The 18,787-nt window shown below is 65.7% G+C and carries 15 protein-coding genes, 1 other RNA gene and 1 pseudogene; 8 read left to right on the plus strand and 9 right to left on the minus strand.

Translation table 11 applies throughout. The features are described 5' to 3' along the window. Positions 1-9: 9 nt before the first annotated feature. Complete coding sequence (locus tag YU9_RS0116150; RefSeq protein ID WP_027573784.1) at positions 10-1,026, minus strand: flagellar motor protein MotA; 1,017 nt, start codon at positions 1,024-1,026, stop codon at positions 10-12. 168 nt (positions 1,027-1,194) lie between these two features. Between YU9_RS0116150 and YU9_RS49915 the strand changes: the two are divergent. The 3 genes and pseudogenes from YU9_RS49915 to YU9_RS0116160 all read left to right on the plus strand — a co-directional run. Continuing rightward, positions 1,195-1,308: pseudogene (locus YU9_RS49915) on the plus strand (class I SAM-dependent methyltransferase); the annotation flags it as partial. A 387-nt stretch (positions 1,309-1,695) separates the two neighbouring features. After that, positions 1,696-2,889: an efflux RND transporter periplasmic adaptor subunit gene (locus YU9_RS0116155; RefSeq protein ID WP_156951920.1), complete on the plus strand. Its 1,194-nt coding sequence runs from the start codon at positions 1,696-1,698 to the stop codon at positions 2,887-2,889. A gap of 6 nt (positions 2,890-2,895) precedes the next feature. Further along, entirely contained in the window at positions 2,896-6,054 is a 3,159-nt protein-coding gene (locus YU9_RS0116160; protein ID WP_027573786.1) for a multidrug efflux RND transporter permease subunit, read from the plus strand. 143 nt (positions 6,055-6,197) lie between these two features. Here YU9_RS0116160 and YU9_RS0116165 read toward each other — a convergent pair whose 3' ends face one another. The 8 genes from YU9_RS0116165 to tkt all read right to left on the minus strand — a co-directional run bounded on the left by YU9_RS0116165 (position 6,198) and on the right by tkt (position 15,750). Continuing rightward, positions 6,198-6,989, minus strand: coding sequence for an inositol monophosphatase family protein (locus YU9_RS0116165; protein ID WP_027573787.1), 792 nt, complete (start codon positions 6,987-6,989; stop codon positions 6,198-6,200). 85 nt (positions 6,990-7,074) lie between these two features. After that, entirely contained in the window at positions 7,075-8,151 is a 1,077-nt protein-coding gene (locus YU9_RS0116170; RefSeq protein ID WP_027573788.1) for a tetratricopeptide repeat protein, read from the minus strand. An 8-nt stretch (positions 8,152-8,159) separates the two neighbouring features. Beyond that, the gene (locus tag YU9_RS0116175; protein ID WP_027573789.1) at positions 8,160-8,849 is read right to left on the minus strand and encodes a thiamine phosphate synthase; all 690 of its coding nucleotides are present in this window, start codon (positions 8,847-8,849) and stop codon (positions 8,160-8,162) included. Between the two features lie 3 nt (positions 8,850-8,852). Continuing rightward, positions 8,853-9,878, minus strand: coding sequence for a class I fructose-bisphosphate aldolase (locus tag YU9_RS0116180; protein WP_027573790.1), 1,026 nt, complete (start codon positions 9,876-9,878; stop codon positions 8,853-8,855). A gap of 239 nt (positions 9,879-10,117) precedes the next feature. After that, the gene (gene fba, locus YU9_RS0116185; protein ID WP_027573791.1) at positions 10,118-11,185 is read right to left on the minus strand and encodes a class II fructose-bisphosphate aldolase; all 1,068 of its coding nucleotides are present in this window, start codon (positions 11,183-11,185) and stop codon (positions 10,118-10,120) included. Positions 11,186-11,224: 39 nt separating this feature from the next. Then, a complete protein-coding gene (gene pgk, locus YU9_RS0116190; protein ID WP_027573792.1) occupies positions 11,225-12,421 on the minus strand; it encodes a phosphoglycerate kinase in 1,197 nt (398 codons plus the stop codon). Between the two features lie 155 nt (positions 12,422-12,576). Further along, entirely contained in the window at positions 12,577-13,584 is a 1,008-nt protein-coding gene (gap, locus tag YU9_RS0116195) for a type I glyceraldehyde-3-phosphate dehydrogenase (protein ID WP_027573793.1), read from the minus strand. A gap of 150 nt (positions 13,585-13,734) precedes the next feature. Continuing rightward, positions 13,735-15,750: a transketolase gene (gene tkt, locus YU9_RS0116200; RefSeq protein WP_156951921.1), complete on the minus strand. Its 2,016-nt coding sequence runs from the start codon at positions 15,748-15,750 to the stop codon at positions 13,735-13,737. Between the two features lie 300 nt (positions 15,751-16,050). Here tkt and YU9_RS0116205 point away from each other — a divergent pair, with 300 nt between their 5' ends. From YU9_RS0116205 to YU9_RS0116220, 5 genes are all read left to right on the plus strand, one after another. Next, positions 16,051-16,371 carry a DUF4164 domain-containing protein gene (locus YU9_RS0116205; RefSeq protein ID WP_020608063.1) on the plus strand — a complete coding sequence of 107 codons (321 nt, stop codon included), beginning with the start codon at positions 16,051-16,053 and terminating at the stop codon, positions 16,369-16,371. Next, a complete protein-coding gene (locus YU9_RS0116210) occupies positions 16,368-16,751 on the plus strand; it encodes a cell division protein ZapA (protein WP_027573795.1) in 384 nt (127 codons plus the stop codon). Before YU9_RS0116205 ends, YU9_RS0116210 begins: the two co-directional genes overlap by 4 nt. A 250-nt stretch (positions 16,752-17,001) precedes the next feature. Continuing rightward, positions 17,002-17,162: non-coding RNA, 6S RNA (ssrS, locus tag YU9_RS45090), on the plus strand. 230 nt (positions 17,163-17,392) lie between these two features. Beyond that, positions 17,393-17,989, plus strand: coding sequence for a 5-formyltetrahydrofolate cyclo-ligase (locus tag YU9_RS0116215; protein ID WP_027573796.1), 597 nt, complete (start codon positions 17,393-17,395; stop codon positions 17,987-17,989). Beyond that, the coding region (locus tag YU9_RS0116220) for a TIGR00282 family metallophosphoesterase (protein ID WP_036017314.1) at positions 17,967-18,787 on the plus strand (821 nt) is incomplete at its 3' end. The genes YU9_RS0116215 and YU9_RS0116220, both read left to right, overlap by 23 nt.

Below are 18,787 nucleotides of genomic sequence, written 5' to 3' on the forward strand. Positions count from 1 at the left end.
AATACCGTCTCAACTCTTCTCGGGCTGGCGCGCGATTCGCTCCAAGAGGCGCCGGATCTCGCGATTCTGCTCGCCCTGGCCGTCGGCCCATTCGCGGATCATCTGCTGCTCGGTGCGCATGTGCGAGACCAGCGCCTGGATGGCTTCGGCAAGGCTCGCCATCGCCGCCGTGGTGCCGCGGCTGGCGCTGCCTTCCTCGAGCACGGAGCGCAGCCGCTCGAGCGTGGCCTGGAGCTCGCCGCTGGCGACGCCGCCGCCGCCGGACGCGGCCGCCACTTCGTCCTTGCCATACTCGCGCACGGTGGTGGCGAGCCAGTCTTCGAGGTCGGTGTAGAAGCGGTTCTGCGCCTGGCTCGATTGCAAATCGAGGAAGCCGAGGATCAGCGAGCCGGCAAGGCCGAACAGCGAGCTGGAGAACGAGATGCCCATGCCGCCGAGCGGGGCGGCGAGGCCCTCCTTCAGCGTGTCGAACAGGGAGCCGGCATCGCCGCCGACCTTGAGCCCGTCGATCACCTTGCCGACCGAGCCGACCGTCTCGATCAGGCCCCAGAAGGTGCCGAGCAGGCCGAGGAAGACCAAGAGGCCGGTCATGTAGCGCGAGATGTCGCGGGCTTCGTCCAGCCGGGTCGCGATCGAATCGAGCAGGTGCCGCATCGTGGTCTGGGTGATGGTCATCCGCCCAAAGCGCTCGCCGCCGAGGATCGCCGCCATCGGCGCCAGCAGCCTGGGGTGGCGGGCCGGGGCCAGGCCGGGATCGGCGATACGGAAATTGTTGACCCAGGAGACTTCGGGATAGAGCCGGATGACCTGGCGGAAGGCCAGCACGATGCCGATGAACAGCACTCCCCCGATCAGGGCATTGAGCCCGGGATTGGCGAAGAAGGCCTGGATGATCTGCTTGTAGAGCACCACGCCCACCAGCGTGCACAGCACCAGGAAGACCAGCATCCGCACCAGGAAGACACTGGGCGAGGACAGTTTGGTGTACTCGATATCCATGGTGGAGCGGGAAATGCCAGACCGCATGCCGGTATCATCCGTTACGAAGCTTGATTGCGGCGCGCACTATGGCACAGCGCCAGCCCAAAAAAAGCGCCGGATGCGCCGATTTCGGGGACAGCTCGGGGAACCCGGGCCCGAAAGCGGCGCATTGATAAGCGGGTCTCTGCAGAAGTCCGCCATTCGGGGGGTCGCATCAGCGTGGTTTCCGCGATCATCGGGACTGCCGAATGTGTGCCGCTGCCGGACGTCGTGATCCGCACCGCGGTCCAGCGCCTGTGCTCCCGCAGGGCGACGCGCCTGTCCGCCAGATGTTTGAGCGGATGACCAACTGGCGCAAGCTGATGACGCGCGTGCCGTCATGGCTCGCGCCGGAGGGGCGGTCTTCATGCAGGTCGTCACGCATCGGTCCGCCTCGCAGCTGAATGGGCGTCAGCCGCTATCGCATGAAGACCGCCGAGTGATTGCGCTGTTCCGTCGCAGCACGCGGTGATGGAACCCCGACTCACAATCAAGTGACACGGCAAAAGTCTTCTGAACTCAACAGCATAATCTGTGTGACAATGAGCCGCCCGCGTCATGCGTTGCATCGCAGCAGATGCATTCTATTTTGGCGGCATCAGTCGCGTGTAAAAGGCCCAGAACGGGCCTCGCGCGAGCATGATCAGTATCAACAACATCGGGGCACCCCACTTCATGTCAGGACTTCGCGCGCGATCGGCATGCGTTGCAATGATGCTCGCGGCCCTTGCGCCGCTGCTGGGTGCTTGCGACGAATCCAGCTCCGCCGTGTCCGCCGCCCAGCCGCCCGCCCCTGACGTCAGCATCGTCGTCGTCAAGCCGCAGTCCCGCGCCGTGGTGCGTGAGCTGCCGGGCCGCATCGCACCGACGCGGGTCTCCGACGTGCGGCCGCGTGTGTCCGGCATCGTGGTCGAGCGTCTGTTCCGCCAGGGTAGCGAGGTGAAGGCGGGCGATCCGCTTTACCGCATCGATCCGCGTCCGTTCGAGGTCGAGGTGATGGCCAACGAGGCCGCGCTTGCCAAGGCCGAAGCCGCTGCGATGCAGGCGCACCAGCAGGCACGCCGCATCGCCGCGCTCACTAAGGATCGCGCCGCGCCGGAAGCCGAGAACGAGAAGGCCATCGCCGCCGAACGCCAGGCTCAGGCCGAGGTCGAGGGACGCAAGGCCGAGCTTGCGCGCGCAAAGCTCAATCTCGACTACGCTACCGTGCGCGCGCCGATCGACGGTGTGGTGGGTGCGGCGCTGGTCAGCGAGGGTGCGCTCGCCGTGCAGAACGAGACCAACCTCGCCACCATCCAGCAGCTCGATCCGATCTATGCCGATTTCACCCAGTCTGTGACCGAGCTCAACCAGCTCCGCCGTGCCTTCGAGACCGGCGACCTCGAGCGCATCGCCGCCGATGCCGCCAAGGTGCGCCTGGTGCTCGACGACAACACCATCTATTCGCTCGACGGCAAGCTGCTGTTCTCCGACGCCAAGGTCGACGCCCACACCGGGCAGGTGACGTTGCGCGGCGAGTTTCCCAATCCCAAGCGCGAACTGCTGCCCGGCATGTATGTGCGGGTCCGCATCGACCAGGGTCTCGATTCCGATGCGATCGCGGTGCCGCAGCAGGCGATCCAGCGCAACGGCGGCGGCGGCAGCGAGGTGTTCGTGGTCAAGGACGACAACCACATCGCGGTGCAGCCGGTGCGCACCGGCTCGGTGCAGGATGGACTCTGGTTCATCACCGAAGGCCTGAAGGCCGGCGACAAGGTCGTGGTCGAAGGGTTCCAGAAGTTCGCGGCCGGCGACAAGGTCAAGCCGCAATCCTGGTCGGAAGCGGACGCAACCGCGGACAACCGGCACGCCCTTAAGCTCACGCGGTAACGCGCTATGCCGAGCTTCTTCATCGACAGGCCGATCTTCGCCTGGGTGGTCGCGCTGTTCATCTGCTTGATCGGTGCGATCGCGGTGCCGCTGCTGCCGATCGCGCAATATCCGATCATCGCGCCGCCCTCGATCTCGGTCTCGACCAGCTATCCCGGCGCCTCGCCGGAAAACCTCTACAACAGCGTCACGCGGCTGATCGAGGAGGAGCTCAACGGCGCCGCCAACATCCTCAACTTCGAATCGACCAGCGACTCGCTCGGCCAGGTCGAGATCATCGCCAATTTCCAGCCGGGCACCGATACCAGCGCCGCCTCGGTCGAGGTGCAGAACCGCATCAAGCGCGTCGAGGCGCGCCTGCCGCGCGCGGTGATGCAACAGGGCATCCTGATCGAGGAAGCCTCCAGCGCGGTGCTGCAGATCATCACGCTGAACTCGACCGACGGCAGCCTGGATGAGGTCGGTCTCGGCGACTTCATGATCCGCAACGTGCTCGGCGAGATCCGCCGCATTCCCGGCGTCGGCCGCGCCACGCTGTATTCGACCGAGCGCTCCCTTCGCGTCTGGGTCGATCCGGCCAAGCTCGTCGGCTATGGGCTGACTGCCGACGACATCAACAAGGCGATTGCCGCGCAGAACGCGCAGGTCGCCTCGGGCAGCATCGGTGCGGAGCCGTCGACGTCGAGCCAACGCACCTCCGCGCTGGTGCTGGTCAAGGGTCAGCTCTCCTCCCCGGAGGAGTTCGGCGCCATTATCCTGCGCGCCAATGCCGACGGCTCGACCGTGCGCCTGCGCGACGTCGCGCGCATCGAGGTCGGCGGCCTGAGCTACCAGTTCAACACCCGCCTCAACGGCAAGCCGACCGCAGGCCTGTCGGTGCTGATGTCGCCGACCGGCAACGCGCTGGCGACCGCGAGCGCGGTCGAAGCCAAGATGAAGGAGCTGTCGCGCTTCTTCCCCGCCAACATCACCTACGAAATCCCCTACAACATCACGCCCGTGGTCGAGGCTTCGATCAAGAAGGTGCTGTCGACGCTGGTCGAGGCCGTGGTGCTGGTGTTCGTGGTGATGTTCCTGTTCCTGCAAAACATCCGCTACACCATCATTCCGACCATCGTGGTGCCGGTGGCGCTGTTAGGGGCCTGTTCCACGCTGCTGCTCGCCGGCTACTCCATCAACATGCTCTCGATGTTCGGCATGGTGCTCGCGGTCGGCATCCTCGTCGACGACGCCATCGTCGTGGTCGAGAACGTCGAGCGCATCATGGCCGAGGAAGGTCTCTCGCCGAAGGAAGCGACGCGGAAAGCCATGTCGCAGATCACCGGCGCCATCATCGGCATCACCTTGGTGTTGATGGCGGTGTTCGTGCCGATGGCGTTCTTCCCGGGCTCGGTCGGCATCATCTACCGCCAGTTCTCCGTCACCATGGTCGCGGCGATCGGCTTCTCCGCATTCCTGGCGCTGTCGCTGACGCCGGCGCTGTGCGCGACCCTGCTCAAGCCCGTCGCGGCGGGCCACGGTCATGCCAGGCGCGGCGTGTTCGGCTGGTTCAACCGCATGCTCGAAGGCGGCAAGGAGCGCTATTCCCGCACCGTCGGCTTTTCGCTGAAGCGCACCGGCCGCTTGATGCTGGTCTATGCCGCGCTGCTGGTCGGCCTGTCCTGGGCCTTCGTCAATTTGCCCGGCGGCTTCCTGCCGGTCGACGATCAGGGCTTCGTCACCACCGACGTGCAGACGCCGTCGGATTCGTCCTATCCCCGCACCGAGGCCGTGATCGAGAAGGTCGAGAAATATCTCGCCGAGCGACCGGGCGTGAAGGACGTCACCTTCCTCACCGGCTTCAGTTTCTCCGGCCAGGGCATGAACACCGCGCAGGCGTTCATCACGCTGAAGGACTGGTCGGAGCGCGGGTCGAAGGATTCCGCCTCGGCGATCGTCAACGACATCAACCGCGACCTCTCCTCGATCCGCGATGCCAAGATCTCCGCGCTGCAGCCGCCGCCGATCGACAATCTCGGCAACTCCTCCGGTTTCTCGTTCCGTCTCCAGGACCGCGGCCAGAAGGGCTATCAGCAATTGATGCGCGCCGCCGACCAGCTGATCGCGGAGGCCAATGCGAGCCCCGTGCTGCAGAAGGTCTATATCGAAGGCCTGCCCGAGGCCGGCGTGGTCAATCTCGTGATCGATCGCGAGAAGGCCGGCGCCTTCGGCGTCACCTTCGAGGACATCAACAACACGATCTCGACCAATCTCGGCTCGAACTACATCAACGACTTCCCCAACCGCGGCCGCATGCAGCGCGTCGTGGTGCAGGCGGATGCCCGCGACCGCATGCGGACCGAGGACATCCTCAATTACAACGTCAAGAACAGCCGCGGCCAGCTGGTGCCGTTCTCGTCCTTCGCCACGGTGGAATGGGCGCGCGGGCCGACGCAGATCGCCGGCTTCAACTATTATCCGGCGGTGCGCATCTCCGGTGAAGCGAAGCCCGGTTTCACCTCGGGCGATGCGATCGCCGAGATGGAGCGGCTCGCCGACAGATTGCCGCGCGGCTTCGGCTATGAATGGACCGGACAGTCGCTCCAAGAGAAGCTGTCGGGCTCGCAGGCGCCGTTCCTGCTGGCGCTGTCGGTGTTCGTGGTGTTCCTGTGCCTCGCCGCGCTGTACGAAAGCTGGACGATTCCGCTGGCGGTGCTGCTCACCGTGCCGCTGGGTATCGTCGGCGCGGTCGCCGCAGCGACGCTGCGGAGCCTGCCCAACGACGTCTATTTCACCGTCGGCCTGATCACGATCATCGGCCTTGCGGCAAAGGACGCGATCCTGATCATCGAGTTCGCGAAGGACTTGCGGAAAGAAGGCAAGCCATTGGTCGAAGCCACCATCGAAGCCTGCCGCCTGCGCTTCCGCCCGATCCTGATGACCGGCCTCGCCTTCATCTGCGGCGTGCTGCCGATGGCGATTGCGCATGGCGCCGGCGGCGCCAGCCAGCAGGCGCTCGGCAGCGTCGTGATGGGCGGCATGATCGCGGTGGTGATCCTGGCGCTGTTGATGGTGCCCGTGTTCTTCGTCTCGGTGCAGCGCGTGCTGGGCGGGGATCGCGAGCCGGCGCCGGCGAGGGAAGGCGAGGCGTACGGACCGCCGGCGCGGGCGCACACAGGCCACTGAGGCATCCGTCCGTCATTCCGGGGCGCGCGCAGCGCGAGCCCGGAATCCATCGGGCCGTAATCACAGTCGATGAATGGATTCCGGGCCCGCGCCAAGTGGCGCGTCCCGGAATGACAGCGGAATGTGGAGCGCGAGTTTCCGTCTTACGCCGCCTTCCTTAGAATCTTCACCAATTCCCCGTGCACGAACTCATTGCCGCACACGACGTGCCCCGTCACAAGCGCATCGCCCGGCGTGTCGATGTCGCTCACGGTCCCGCCGGCTTCCTTGACCATGATCTGCCCGGCCGCGATGTCCCAGGGCGACAGATTCCGCTCCCAATAGCCGTCGAGGCGGCCGGCGGCGACGAAGGCGAGGTCGAGGGCGGCGGCGCCGAAGCGGCGGAGTCCCGCGACGCGGTTCTGGATCGCGGTCATCTCGCGGCGGAATTCCTCATGGTCGCCGCGGCCGATATGGGGCAGGCCGCAGGCCACTACGCATTCATTGAGCTGGCGGCGGCCGGCGACGCGCAAGCGCTGGTCGTTGAGGAAGGCGCCCTTGCCGCGCTCGGCGATGTAGAGCTCGTCATTGGCGGGGTTGTAGATCACGCCGGCGATCACGGTGCCCTCGCGCGCGAGACCGATCGAGATCGCGAATTGCGGGATGCCGTGCAGGAAGTTCGTGGTGCCGTCCAAGGGATCGACGATCCAGGTGTGGCTCTTGTCAGTGCCCTCGCGCGTGCCGCCTTCTTCGCCGATGAAGCCATAGCCGGGGCGGGCCTTGGCGAGATCCTGATAGAGGATCTCCTCGGCGCGCTTGTCGGCGAGCGAGACGAAATTGGCCGGCCCCTTCAGCGAGACCTGGAGATGCTCGATCTCGCCGAGATCGCGCTTGAGGCTGCGGCCGGCGCGGCGCGCGGCTTTGACCATGACGTTGATAGTGGCGGAGTACAGCATGAGCTTTCGGTCTTGATCGGGGGAAGCGGCGCGGAACCGCGCCTGTTTGAGGGATGGGGTGCCCTGCGAGGACGCCAAGGTCAAGTCATTTGGTCCCGAGCCACTTCCTGGCGGCGGCCTCGGCTTTGGAGCGGTCCTCGGCCGGCAGTTCGGAGAACTGCTTGTCGAGCTCAGGGTCGCCCTTGCCGGTCGTTTTGGCCACCAGGTGCCATTTGAAACCCTCGACCTTGTCCATGGATGTGCCCACGCCGTTGATCAGCACCCATGCCAGCCGGTTCTGCGCGATCGCACTGCCCTGGCGGGACGCCTTGCGGAGCAACGCGACGGCCGCCGGCTGGTTCTTCGGCGTGCCGGTGCCATTGAACATCGCGATCGCATATTCGACCTCGGCATCGACATTGTCGGCGAGCGAGGCTGCCTGGAGCAGCCGCACCGCGCGTTCCGGGTCCTTCGGCACGCCGGTGCCTTCCTTGTAGAAGGTCGCGAGTGCGTATTGTGCCTCGGGCAGGCCGGCATCGGCGGCCTGGCGCAGCAGCTCCGCTGAACGCCTGACGTCCTGCGGCAGCGTCTGGCCGTCCAGATAGAGCAAGGCGAGGTTATAGGCCGCCTTGGGCTCGCCGAGCTTGGCGGCGGAGGCCATCAGCTTGACCGCCTCGTTCTTGTCGACCGGGCCGCCGCGACCCGAAATGCGCAGCATGGCGAGTGCGAACATCGCCTCGCGGTCGCCGGCATCTGCCGCGCGCTTGTACCATTCGGCTGCCTTGGCGTAGTCGCGGCGGATGCCCATGGCGTTGGAATAGAGCTCGCCGAGCATGGTCATCGCCTTGGGATCGCCGGCTTGTGCGCGGGCGGTGGCGAGCTCGAACGCGGTCTTGTACTGGCCGCGCTGATAGGCGCCGAACACCAGATCCACATTGGGATCGTCGGTCGGCGGCGCGGGAATCACGGTCGCGGCCGGCTTGGGCGAGGGGGACGGCTTGGGAGAGGCCGACGGTTTCGGCGCGGGTGCGGTCTCCTTCTTCTTGGTGATCGCGTGCGGTTTGGCTTTCTGTTTTTCGGCGGGTGCGCTCGGCGTTGTGGCCGGCGGGGTGATCTGGAGCTGCGCGGCCGCGGGCGCCGTGAGCAGCAGCGCGGCCAGCATGGTGATGCAGGGGAGCTTCATGTCGGGCGCTAGCCGTGCTCCTGGCGAGCAGGATTTTGGCCGGCCGGCGCCGTCGCATGGGCCTTCTTGATCGCAGCATCGACTTCGATCAGCGCGGCCTTGGGCCCGCGGGGATCGGCCCAGATGAAGTCGCCGACCAGCACGAAATCGGCGCCGCTGGCGGCGAAATCGTAGGCCTCTTCCAGCGAGGTCGCAAAGCCGACGCAGGGCGGCTCGAACAGCTCGGCCCACCAGTCCAGCCGCTCGGCGATGGCCTGGGATGACGGGCGCTGGCCTTTCGCATCGGGCTCGCCGAACAGCACGTAGTCGGCGCCCATCTCGCCCGCGCTCATGGAATCGTGGCGCGTGGCAAGCCCGCCGACGCCGGCGATGCGATCGGGCTTGAGCGAGGGCATCGCCTCCTCCAGGGCGGCGATCCCGGAGAGATGCGCACCATCGGCGCCGCCGCGCGCGACGATTTCAGGATGGCTATCGACGAGAAGTGCTGCGCCTGCCTTCTGCACCGGCGGCGCCACCGCCTTGATGCGCGAGATCATGCTGCGCTGATCGGTCTCCTTGAGCCGCAGCAGCACGGCGGCGACATCGGCGGAGGCGAGCAGGCCCGGCAGCTCGGCGACCAGCGTCGCGGGATCATCGACCACAGGCATCGCGAGGTAGAGACGCGGCGCCGGGCGCGGCGGAGGCGGTTTGTTCGACAAGATCTAGGCTGCCTTCTGTTCCAGGCTGCTTTGCCATTCGCCCTTGGAAGCAAGGCCGTTCATCCGCGCGCGATGGCTGAAGGCGCGCTGGCCGGCCGCGACATTCTCGGCCTTGCCGGACCAGGCCTTCTGCGGCGCGGCCTGCAGCGCGCGGCCGTAGGAGAAGGTCAGGCCCCAGGGCAGCGCGCCGAGCTTGTGCATGGCGTTGAGATGCGCGGTCGCCTCCTCGTCCGACTGGCCGCCGGAGAGGAAGGCGATGCCGGGCACCGCCGCCGGCACGCAGGCCTTCAGCAGCCGTATCGTCTTCTCCGCGACTTCTTCGACGGACGCCTGCTTTGCGCACTTCTTGCCGGAGATCGCCATGTTCGGCTTCAGCACCATGCCTTCGAGCGCCACGCGCTGCACGCGCAGCTCCTGGAACGTCTTGTCGAGCACGCGTTGCGTCACCTCATAGCAGCGATCGATGTCGTGGTCGCCGTCCATCAGCACTTCCGGCTCGACGATCGGCACGATCTGCGCGGCCTGGCACAGCGCGGCGTAGCGCGCTAGCGCGTGGGCATTGACGCTGATCGCGGTCATCGAGGGGATGCCGCTGCCGATGTCGATCACCGCGCGCCATTTGGCAAAGCGCGCGCCGCGCTCGTAATATTTCTTCAGGCGTTCGGCAAGCTTGTCGAGCCCGACGGTCACGAGCTCGCCCGGGCACATCGGCAGGGCTTGCGTGCCCTCGTCGACCTTGATGCCGGGAATGGCGCCGCTCTGCTCGATCAGCTTGATCAGGGGCGTGCCGTCCTGGGCGTCCTGCCAGATCGTCTCGTCATAGAGGATCACGCCGGAAATATACTGGCTCATGGCGTCCTTGGAGCGAAACAGCATCTCGCGATAGTCGCGGCGGTTCTCTTCCGTCGATTCCACGCCGATGGCATCAAAGCGCTTCTTGATGGTGCCGGAGGATTCGTCGGCTGCAAGGATGCCCTTGCCGGAGGCGACCATGGCGGTCGCGATCCTGTTGAGCTCAGTCAGATTCATCGAGAGGTCCTCCCAAAACGATTCTGCCCTTGCCCGTGAAAATAGACCGTTCTCGGGCAATTGCCGAGTTAACGTTCGTCGCAGGGTAAAGGGGCTTTCTGTCATTCCGGGATGCGCCGAAAGGCGCAGGCCCGGAATCCATAACCCCAGGCTGTGGTTATGGATTCCGGGCCCACGCTTCGCGTGTCCCGGAATAACCCGGGAATGGGCTTGAAGCGGCTTACGCCACCACGCGATCGCTACGCGACCTTCGGGTCCAGCTCGCCCTTGGCGTAGCGCTTGGCCATCTCGGCGGTGGTCAGCACCTTCTTGATCTTGGAGGCCTGGCCTGCGGTATTGAACTCCTGCAGGCGCTGCTTGCAAAGCTTGGTCATCGCTTCCATCGCCGGCTTCAGGTACTTGCGCGGATCGAACTCTTCCGGGCTGTCCTTGAGCACCTTGCGGATCTGGCCGGTCATCGCCATGCGGTTGTCGGTGTCGATGTTGATCTTGCGCACGCCGTTCTTGATGCCGCGCTGGATCTCGCTCACCGGCACGCCCCAGGTCGGCTTCATCTTGCCGCCATAGGCGTTGATGATGTCCTGCAGGTCCTGCGGCACCGAGGAGGAGCCGTGCATGACAAGATGCGTGTTCGGCAGCTTGCGGTGGATCTCCTCGATCACGTTCATGGCGAGGATGTCGCCGTCGGGCTTGCGGGTAAATTTGTAAGCACCGTGAGACGTTCCCATCGCGATCGCGAGCGCGTCGACCTTGGTCTCCTTGACGAACTTCACGGCCTCGTCCGGATTGGTCAGCAGCTGGTCGTGGCTGAGCTTGCCTTCGGCACCGTGGCCGTCTTCCTTGTCGCCCATGCCGGTCTCGAGCGAGCCGAGCACCCCTAGCTCGCCCTCCACCGAGATGCCGCCGAGATGGGCCATGTCGGTCACGGTCTTGGTGACGCCGACATTGTAGCCCCAGTCGCCCGGCGTCTTGCCGTCGGCCTTGAGCGAGCCGTCCATCATCACCGAGGTGAAGCCGGCCTGGATCGCGGTCATGCAGGTCGCCGGCTCGTTGCCGTGGTCGAGATGCACGCAGACCGGAATGTGCGGATAGATCTCGGTCACCGCATCCATCATGTGCTTGAGCATGACGTCGTTGGCGTAGGAGCGCGCACCGCGCGAGGCCTGGATGATGACGGGCGCATCGACCTGGTTGGCCGCGTCCATGATCGCCAGCGCCTGCTCCATGTTGTTGATGTTGAAGGCCGGTACGCCGTAATCGTTCTCCGCCGCGTGGTCGAGCAGTTGACGTAACGTGATCCGAGCCATCTGTCTTTTTCTCCCGTTGGGGCCTGCAAGGCCGCTTGCTTACTTGATGCGCAGAACTTCGACGCCGGGCAGGGGCTTGCCTTCCATCCATTCAAGGAACGCGCCACCGGCGGTCGACACATAGGTGAAATCACCGGCCACATGAGCCTGGTTGAGCGCCGCGACGGTGTCGCCGCCGCCGGCGATCGAGATCAGCTTCTTGGCCTTGGTGCGCTCGGCGGCGTGCTTGGCGGCCGCGACCGTGCCGCGGTCGAACGGCTGCATCTCGAACGCGCCCAGCGGTCCGTTCCAGACCAGCGTCGCCGCATCGTCGATCGCCGCGTGGACGCGCGCGACCGATTGCGGGCCGACGTCGAGGATCATGCCGTCGGCCGGGATCGCATCGAGCCCATAGGCATGCGACGGCGCGTTCGCGGCGAAATGATAGGCGACGGTGGCGTCCACGGGCAGGATGATGGCGCAGTTGGCGGCTTCCGCCTTCTCCATGATGCGCAGCGCGGTCGGCGCGAGGTCCTTCTCGGCCAGCGACTTGCCGACCGCAACGCCCTGGGCGTGCAGGAAGGTGTTGGCCATGCCGCCGCCGATCACGAGCGCATCGACCTTGGTGACGAGATTTTCGAGCAGGTCGATCTTGGTCGAGACCTTTGCGCCGCCGATGATCGCGATGACCGGCTTGGTCGGCGAGCCCAGCGCCTTCTCCAGCGCATCGAGCTCGGCCTGCATGGTGCGGCCGGCATAGGCCGGCAGCTTGTGGCCGAGACCTTCGGTCGAGGCGTGGGCGCGGTGCGCGGCCGAGAACGCGTCACTGACCCAGATATCGCCGAGTTTTGCCAATTCCGCGACGAAGGCCGGATCGTTCTTTTCCTCTTCCTTGTGGAAGCGGGTGTTTTCCAGACACAGGATGTCGCCGTCCTTCAGGCCGGCAATCGCCTTGGCCGCGGGCTCGCCGATGCAATCGTCGGCAAACGCAACGGGCTTCTTCACCACCTTCGCCAGTGCCTCGGCGACGGGCTTGAGCGAGTCCTTGGCATCGCGTCCCTTGGGCCGGCCGAAATGCGCGAGCAGGATGACCTTGCCGCCCTTGTCCGAGATTTCGCTGATGGTCGGCGCGACGCGCTCGAGCCGGGTCGCGTCGGTGACGCGCCCGTTCTCCATGGGCACGTTGAGGTCGACGCGCAGCAGCACGCGCTTGCCCTTCACGTCGACGTCGTCGAGGGTGCGGAATTTGTTGGTCATCTGAGAGGCCCTTGTCCCGGGCGCACTGCGGCGCGCAGCGCTGCTGTGCAGAACCGGGATCCACGTTGCGGCGAGTCCCGCGGTTGAGATGGGTCCCGGATCTGCGAAGCCGCGCAAGCGCGCTGCATCGCGTCCGGGACACGAGACCTACGTTCTTAGATCACCTTCGCCATCGCGACGGCGGTGTCCGCCATGCGGTTCGAGAAGCCCCACTCGTTGTCGTACCAGGACATCACGCGCACCAGCGTGCCGTTCTGCACCTTGGTCTGGTCCTCGTGGAAGGTCGAGGAGTGCGGGTCGTGGTTGAAGTCGATCGAGACGTTCGGCGCGCTGGTGTAGCCGAGGATGCCCTTGAGCTGCTGCTCGCTGGCGCGCTTCATCGCCGCGTTGACTTCCTTGGCGTCGGTGGCGCGCTTGGCGACGATCTTGAGGTCGACGACCGAGACGTTCGGGGTCGGCACGCGGATCGCGACGCCGTCGAGCTTGCCCTTCAGCTCGGGCAGCACGAGGCCGATCGCCTTCGCAGCACCGGTCGAGGTCGGGATCATCGACATCGCCGCCGCGCGGCCGCGGTAGAGATCCTTGTGCAGCGTGTCCAGCGTCGGCTGGTCGCCGGTATAGGCGTGGATCGTGGTCATGAAGCCGGTCTCGATGCCGACGAGATCGTTCAGCACCTTGGCGATCGGCGCGAGGCAGTTGGTGGTGCAGCTTCCGTTGGAGACGACGAGGTGATCCTTGGTCAGCGTCTCGTGGTTGACGCCGTAGACGATGGTGGCATCGGCGCCGTCGGCGGGCGCGGAGACCAGCACGCGCTTGGCGCCGGCGGTCAGATGCGCGGAGGCCTTGTCCTTCGAGGTGAAGATGCCGGTGCACTCCAGCGCGATGTCGACGCCGAGATCCTTCCACGGCAGCTTCGAAGGATCGCGCTCGGCGGTCACCTTGATCTTGCCGCTGCCGAGGCTGATCGAGTCGCCATCGACGGTGACGGTGCCCGGGAAGCGGCCATGGACGCTGTCGAAACGGAGCAGATGGGCGTTGGTCTCGACCGGGCCGAGATCGTTGATGCCGACGACCTCGATGTCCTTGCGGCCTGACTCGGCGATAGCCCGCAGGACGTTGCGGCCGATGCGGCCAAAACCGTTAATTCCGACGCGGACTGCCATGTTTCGTCTCCTTCAATGACCGTTGTCATCCCGCACAACACGCTACTAACGCGCCTGCGAGGGTTTTTTAGGGGCGGACGCCCGGTTCGGCCGGGCGGTGCTTGATCATATGGGAGATTAGGTAGTCCTTTTTTGCGGCAAGCTCAACTCTCAGGAAACGCGCTTCAGCACAGCGTTAACTGCGGCCTCGGCGGTAATGCCGAAATGCTTGTAAAGCTCCTTGGCAGGACCGCTTTCGCCGAAGGAATGCATGCCGACGAATTCGCCGTCCTGGCCGATCACGGCATCCCAGCCCCAGCGCACGGCGGCCTCGATCGCAATCTTGACCGGCGCGTTGCCGATGATTGCGGCGCGTTTCGCCTCTGGTTGCGCTAACAACAGCTCGAGCGAGGGAACAGAGACGACCCGTGACGCGATGCCGCGCTCGGCGAGCTGCTTTTGGGCCGCGACTGCGATCTCGACCTCGGAGCCGGAAGCGAACAGCGTCACCTTGGCTTCGCCCTGGGCTGCGACCAGCTCATAGGCGCCGGCCGCGCAGGGATTGTCGTTCGGTGCGGTGGTACGCAGCTGCGGCAGGTTCTGCCGCGTCAGCGCCAGCACGGTCGGTCCGTCCACGCGGTTGAGCGCGAGCTCCCAGCACTCGGCGACCTCGATGGCATCGCACGGACGGAACACGCGCATGTTGGGAATGGCGCGAAGCGCGGCGAGATGCTCGACCGGCTGATGGGTCGGGCCGTCCTCGCCGAGGCCGATGGAATCGTGGGTCATCACGTAGACGACGCCGGCGCCCATCAGCGCGGCAAGGCGCATCGCGGGACGTGCGTAGTCGGTGAACACCAGGAACGTCGCACCGTTCGGTGCGAAGCCGCCATGCAGGAAGATGCCGTTCATCGCGGCGGCCATGCCGTGCTCGCGGATGCCGTAATGGATGAAGCGGCCCTTCGGCGTCTTCGCTGAGAAGGCGGTCGCCGACTTCGCCTTGTTGTTGTTGGAGCCGGTGAGATCGGCGGAGCCCGCCAGGAACTCCATCGGCATCGCGGCGGCGATCGCCTCGATCGCGGCTTCCGACGATTTGCGCGTGGCCGCCGTGAGCGGCTTCTCCAGCAGCTCCTTCTTGTGCGCACGCAGCGCCTTTGCCAGTGAAGCCGGACGCTCATGGCGCAGGCGCCGCTCGAACTCGGCGCGCTTGCGGCTGCCGAGCTCACCGAGCCGCGCCTCCCATTCCTGCCGTGCCGCGGCGCCGCGGCTGCCGGCCGCGCGCCAGGCCTTCAGCACGTCATCGGGCACGGAGAACGGTTCGAGCGAGATGCCGAGATTCTCCTTGGCGGCCTTGAGCTCGTCGGCCCCTAACGCCTCGCCATGCACCTTCGCGGTGCCGGCCTTGTGCGGCGCGCCGAAGCCGATGGTGGTGCGGCAGGCGATCAGCGTCGGCTTGTTCGATTTCTTGGCGCGCGTGATGGCGTCGGCAATCGCCGCCTTGTCCTGGCCGTCGATCTTCTCGGCGGCCCAGCCCGCCGACTTGAAGCGCTTCACCTGGTCGACGGAATCGGCGATCGAGGTCGGACCGTCGATCGAGATGCCGTTGTCGTCATAGAGCACGATCAGCTTGTTGAGCTTCCAGTGCCCGGCCATCGCGATCGCTTCCTGCGACACGCCTTCCATCAGGTCGCCGTCGGAGGCGAGCACATAGGTGTGGTGGTCAACGATCTTCTTGCCGAACTCGGCGGCGAGCATCTTCTCGGCCAGCGCCATGCCGACCGCGGTCGAGATGCCTTGGCCGAGCGGGCCGGTGGTGGTTTCGATGCCGTTGGTGCGGAAATTCTCGGGGTGTCCGGGAGTCAGCGAGTCGACCTGGCGGAACTGCTTGATCTGGTCCAGCGTCATCTCGGAATTGCCGGTCAGGTACAGCAGCGAATACAGCAGCATCGAGCCATGGCCGGCCGAGAGCACGAAGCGGTCGCGATCCGGCCAGGCGGGCGCGGCGGCATCGAATTTGAGGAACTGCGTGAACAGCACCGTGGCGATGTCGGCGGCACCCATCGGCAGGCCGGGATGGCCCGATTTCGCCTTCTCGACAGCGTCCATCGAGAGCCCGCGGATCGCGTTGGCCATACGGGTGTGATCGACCTGCGTATTCGCCATACGGGTGGCATCGAGCTGCATCATGATGAAAATCCGTCTGAAATGAGGTGCTTGATGGCCGTGCACGCCGCGCGGGGTCGAGCCTAGCGGCCACGGGAGCTGGGGGCTGGATAGCACCTCGGTTTCGGGAGTCCAAGGCAATCAAACGCCGGTTTGGCCGCAAAAATCGGTTATCGGTGCATAGTTTCGCGGCGGCGTTGCGCTGGGCTAGCTTGCCACGTAAATTTCTGCTTCTAACCGCTTGCCGAACCGAGTCTTTTGCCGGACGGCAAGCTCCAGGGAAAGGCCACTGGGCAAAGGCCGCCAGGTTCCGCCGCTGACTGCATGAACGATCGCGTGTCCAACAGCTCTGCCATGACGGAGTCTTCTGCCGTCGAGATCGAGATCGCGACCCGCAGGCTCATGGCGGCGCTCGACGCGCTCGAAAGCGCGGTCGAGCGGCGGCGCGATGCCGATCGCGACGAGAACGAGCTTGCGGCGCGGATCCAGGCGCTCGGCGCAGACCGCTCGCGCCTCGCCGACGAACTCGATGGCGCGCTGGTGAAGGCGCGCAAGCTCGAGCGCACCAATCGCGAGATCTCCGACCGGCTGGATTCCGCAATCGTCACGATACGCTCGGTGCTCGATACCGGAGAGGATGGATGAGCCACATCAACGTCACCATCAACGGCCGGCAATATCGCATGGCCTGCGAGGAGGGCCAGGAGGTGCGGCTGGTCAAGCTCGCCGAAACCCTGGAGACACGCATCCAGTCGCTGCGCGGAAAGTTCGGCGAGATCGGCGATGCACGGCTCACCGTGATGGCGGCGCTGACCGTGTGCGATGAACTGATCGACACCAGCAACCGTGTCCGAACCCTCGAGCAGGAATTGACCGAGCTCCGGGATTTCCGCAACGCCGCGGTCGAGCGCGCCCGGATGACGCAGACCGCCGTGGTCAACGCACTGAACGCCGCCGCCGAACGCATCGAGAAGTCGACCCAGGTCCTGAACCGCACCGTCGGCAATGGGATTGCGATTGGGTAGGCGAGAAGCCTCGACAGTTGATGCGAAGCCGGTGCGCTCCCTCCCCCGCTTGCGGGGGAGGGCTGGGGAGAGGGTGTCTCCGCAGGCGAGAACCCCCAAGAAGACAGAGCCCTCACCCGCGCCTTCGGCGCGACCTCTCCCGCACGCGGGAGAGGTTAAGCGAGCCGGCGGCGCGAGCAACTAACCCAAACACCATGCCGTCCTATGCGCCGGGCTGGCGATTCGGCAGTATCGTTGTTACATTGCGCAAGCGAGGCTGCGACGTGCGTCAGGAGCCATATATCCCCGGGGCCTTATCGATCCTTTAGGGAACTGTCCCTGGCCGGGCCCGTGGGTCCGGACATATGGTGCCCACCTACTTTCGTAGGGAACTCCGGGATCGAGTGCTTCAACGGCGTACGCGGCTTCGCACTGTTTTCGTTTTTTGGTTCGTGCCTGTCGAAATTGAGTCCCCGATACGCTTGCGGTTCAATTGAGGCTCGGTGTCATGCCCCGCCTAGTGCGCAATTGCGCACGGGGGGCGGGGCATCCAGTACGCCGCAGCGTCGAGGTCCTAGCATTGGCGTCTCTGGAATACTGGATCGTCCGCCTTCGCGGACGATGACGGCGGAGCAAGACTTCGCCTTCGGGGGAAACCGCGCATGTCCAACTCCAAATCCGAGCTCCGTGCCAAAGCCCTCGCCAAGCGCGATGCGCTGAGCGAGAAGAAGCGCGCTGCCGCGGCCGCAAAACTCGCCAAGCGTGGGCTGCCGTTCGAGCTGCTGCCCGGCAGCATCGTCTCCGGCTATTCGCCGATCCGCAGCGAGATCGATCCGATGCCGCTGCTCACGAAGCTCGCGGAGCAGGGCGCCAGGCTGGCACTGCCTTGCGTCACCGCGCGCGGACAATCGCTGATCTTTCGCATCTTCCATCCGAGCGACCGCCTGATGCTCGGGCCACTCGGCATTCCCGAGCCGTCGCCGGCAGCGGCCGAGGTCATCCCCGACATCATGCTGACGCCGCTCGCCGCCTTCGACCGCCTCGGCCATCGCATCGGCTATGGCGCGGGTCATTACGACTTCACCTTCGCGCATTTGCGCAAAGCCAAGCACATCGTCGGCATCGGCCTTGCGTTTGCAGCGCAAGAGATCGGGACGGTTCCGGCACTATCGCACGACGTCGCGCTGGATTATGTGCTAACGGAATCGGACGTGTTCGATTTCCGGAGTTCTGAAGTTGCGCATTCTCTTCGTGGGTGATGTCGTCGGCCGTAGCGGACGCGAGGCCGTCGCCGAATATCTGCCCGGCATGGTCAAGGACTGGTCGCTCGATTTCGTCGTGGTCAACGGCGAGAATTCGGCAGGCGGCTTCGGCATCACGGAAGCGATCTACCAGGAGTTTCTCGAGGCCGGCGCCGATGCGGTGACGCTCGGCAATCACGCCTGGGATCAGCGCGAGGCGCTCGTCTTCATCGAGCGCGCCGACCGCCTGGTGCGTCCCGCGAACTATCCGCGCGGCACGCCCGGCCGCGGCGCCGCCTTGGTCGAGACCAAGAACGGCAGGCATGCGCTCGTCGTCAACGCTTTGGGCCGCGTCTTCATGACCCCGTTCGACGATCCCTTTGCCGCGCTCGAGCGCGAGTTAGGGGCCTGTCCGCTGGGCGTTGCCGCCGACGCCATCGTGGTTGACTTCCATTGCGAGGCGTCGAGCGAGAAGCAGGGCATCGGCTTCTTCTGCGACGGCCGCGCCAGCCTCGTCGTCGGCACGCACACGCACGTGCCGACCGCCGACCACCAGATCCTCGCGGGCGGCACTGCCTACATGACCGATGCCGGCATGACCGGCGATTACGACTCCATCATCGGCATGCAGAAGGAAGAGCCGCTGCGCAGGTTCACCACGGGGATTCCGTCAGGCCGCTTCGAGCCGGCAGCAGGCGCTGCAACGCTCAGCGCCGTCGCCGTGGAAACGGACGACGCAACAGGCCTCGCGCTGCGCATCGCACCGGTCCGCGTTGGCGGCCGGCTGGAGCCCGCGACGCCGAAGTTCTGGTTGAG

Source organism: Bradyrhizobium sp. WSM1743, from assembly GCF_000473065.1.
Classification (GTDB): domain Bacteria; phylum Pseudomonadota; class Alphaproteobacteria; order Rhizobiales; family Xanthobacteraceae; genus Bradyrhizobium.

What these genes read in the sequence shown, in the direction of transcription:
- YU9_RS0116150 (WP_027573784.1), bottom strand. Translation starts at nt 1,026, where the DNA reads ATGCGGTCTGGCATTTCCCGCTCCACCATGGATATCGAGTACACCAAA.
- YU9_RS0116155 (WP_156951920.1), top strand. Translation starts at nt 1,696, where the DNA reads ATGTCAGGACTTCGCGCGCGATCGGCATGCGTTGCAATGATGCTCGCG.
- YU9_RS0116160 (WP_027573786.1), top strand. Translation starts at nt 2,896, where the DNA reads ATGCCGAGCTTCTTCATCGACAGGCCGATCTTCGCCTGGGTGGTCGCG.
- YU9_RS0116165 (WP_027573787.1), bottom strand. Translation starts at nt 6,989, where the DNA reads ATGCTGTACTCCGCCACTATCAACGTCATGGTCAAAGCCGCGCGCCGC.
- YU9_RS0116170 (WP_027573788.1), bottom strand. Translation starts at nt 8,151, where the DNA reads ATGAAGCTCCCCTGCATCACCATGCTGGCCGCGCTGCTGCTCACGGCG.
- YU9_RS0116180 (WP_027573790.1), bottom strand. Translation starts at nt 9,878, where the DNA reads ATGAATCTGACTGAGCTCAACAGGATCGCGACCGCCATGGTCGCCTCC.
- fba (WP_027573791.1), bottom strand. Translation starts at nt 11,185, where the DNA reads ATGGCTCGGATCACGTTACGTCAACTGCTCGACCACGCGGCGGAGAAC.
- pgk (WP_027573792.1), bottom strand. Translation starts at nt 12,421, where the DNA reads ATGACCAACAAATTCCGCACCCTCGACGACGTCGACGTGAAGGGCAAG.
- gap (WP_027573793.1), bottom strand. Translation starts at nt 13,584, where the DNA reads ATGGCAGTCCGCGTCGGAATTAACGGTTTTGGCCGCATCGGCCGCAAC.
- tkt (WP_156951921.1), bottom strand. Translation starts at nt 15,750, where the DNA reads ATGATGCAGCTCGATGCCACCCGTATGGCGAATACGCAGGTCGATCAC.
- YU9_RS0116205 (WP_020608063.1), top strand. Translation starts at nt 16,051, where the DNA reads ATGAACGATCGCGTGTCCAACAGCTCTGCCATGACGGAGTCTTCTGCC.
- YU9_RS0116210 (WP_027573795.1), top strand. Translation starts at nt 16,368, where the DNA reads ATGAGCCACATCAACGTCACCATCAACGGCCGGCAATATCGCATGGCC.
- YU9_RS0116215 (WP_027573796.1), top strand. Translation starts at nt 17,393, where the DNA reads ATGTCCAACTCCAAATCCGAGCTCCGTGCCAAAGCCCTCGCCAAGCGC.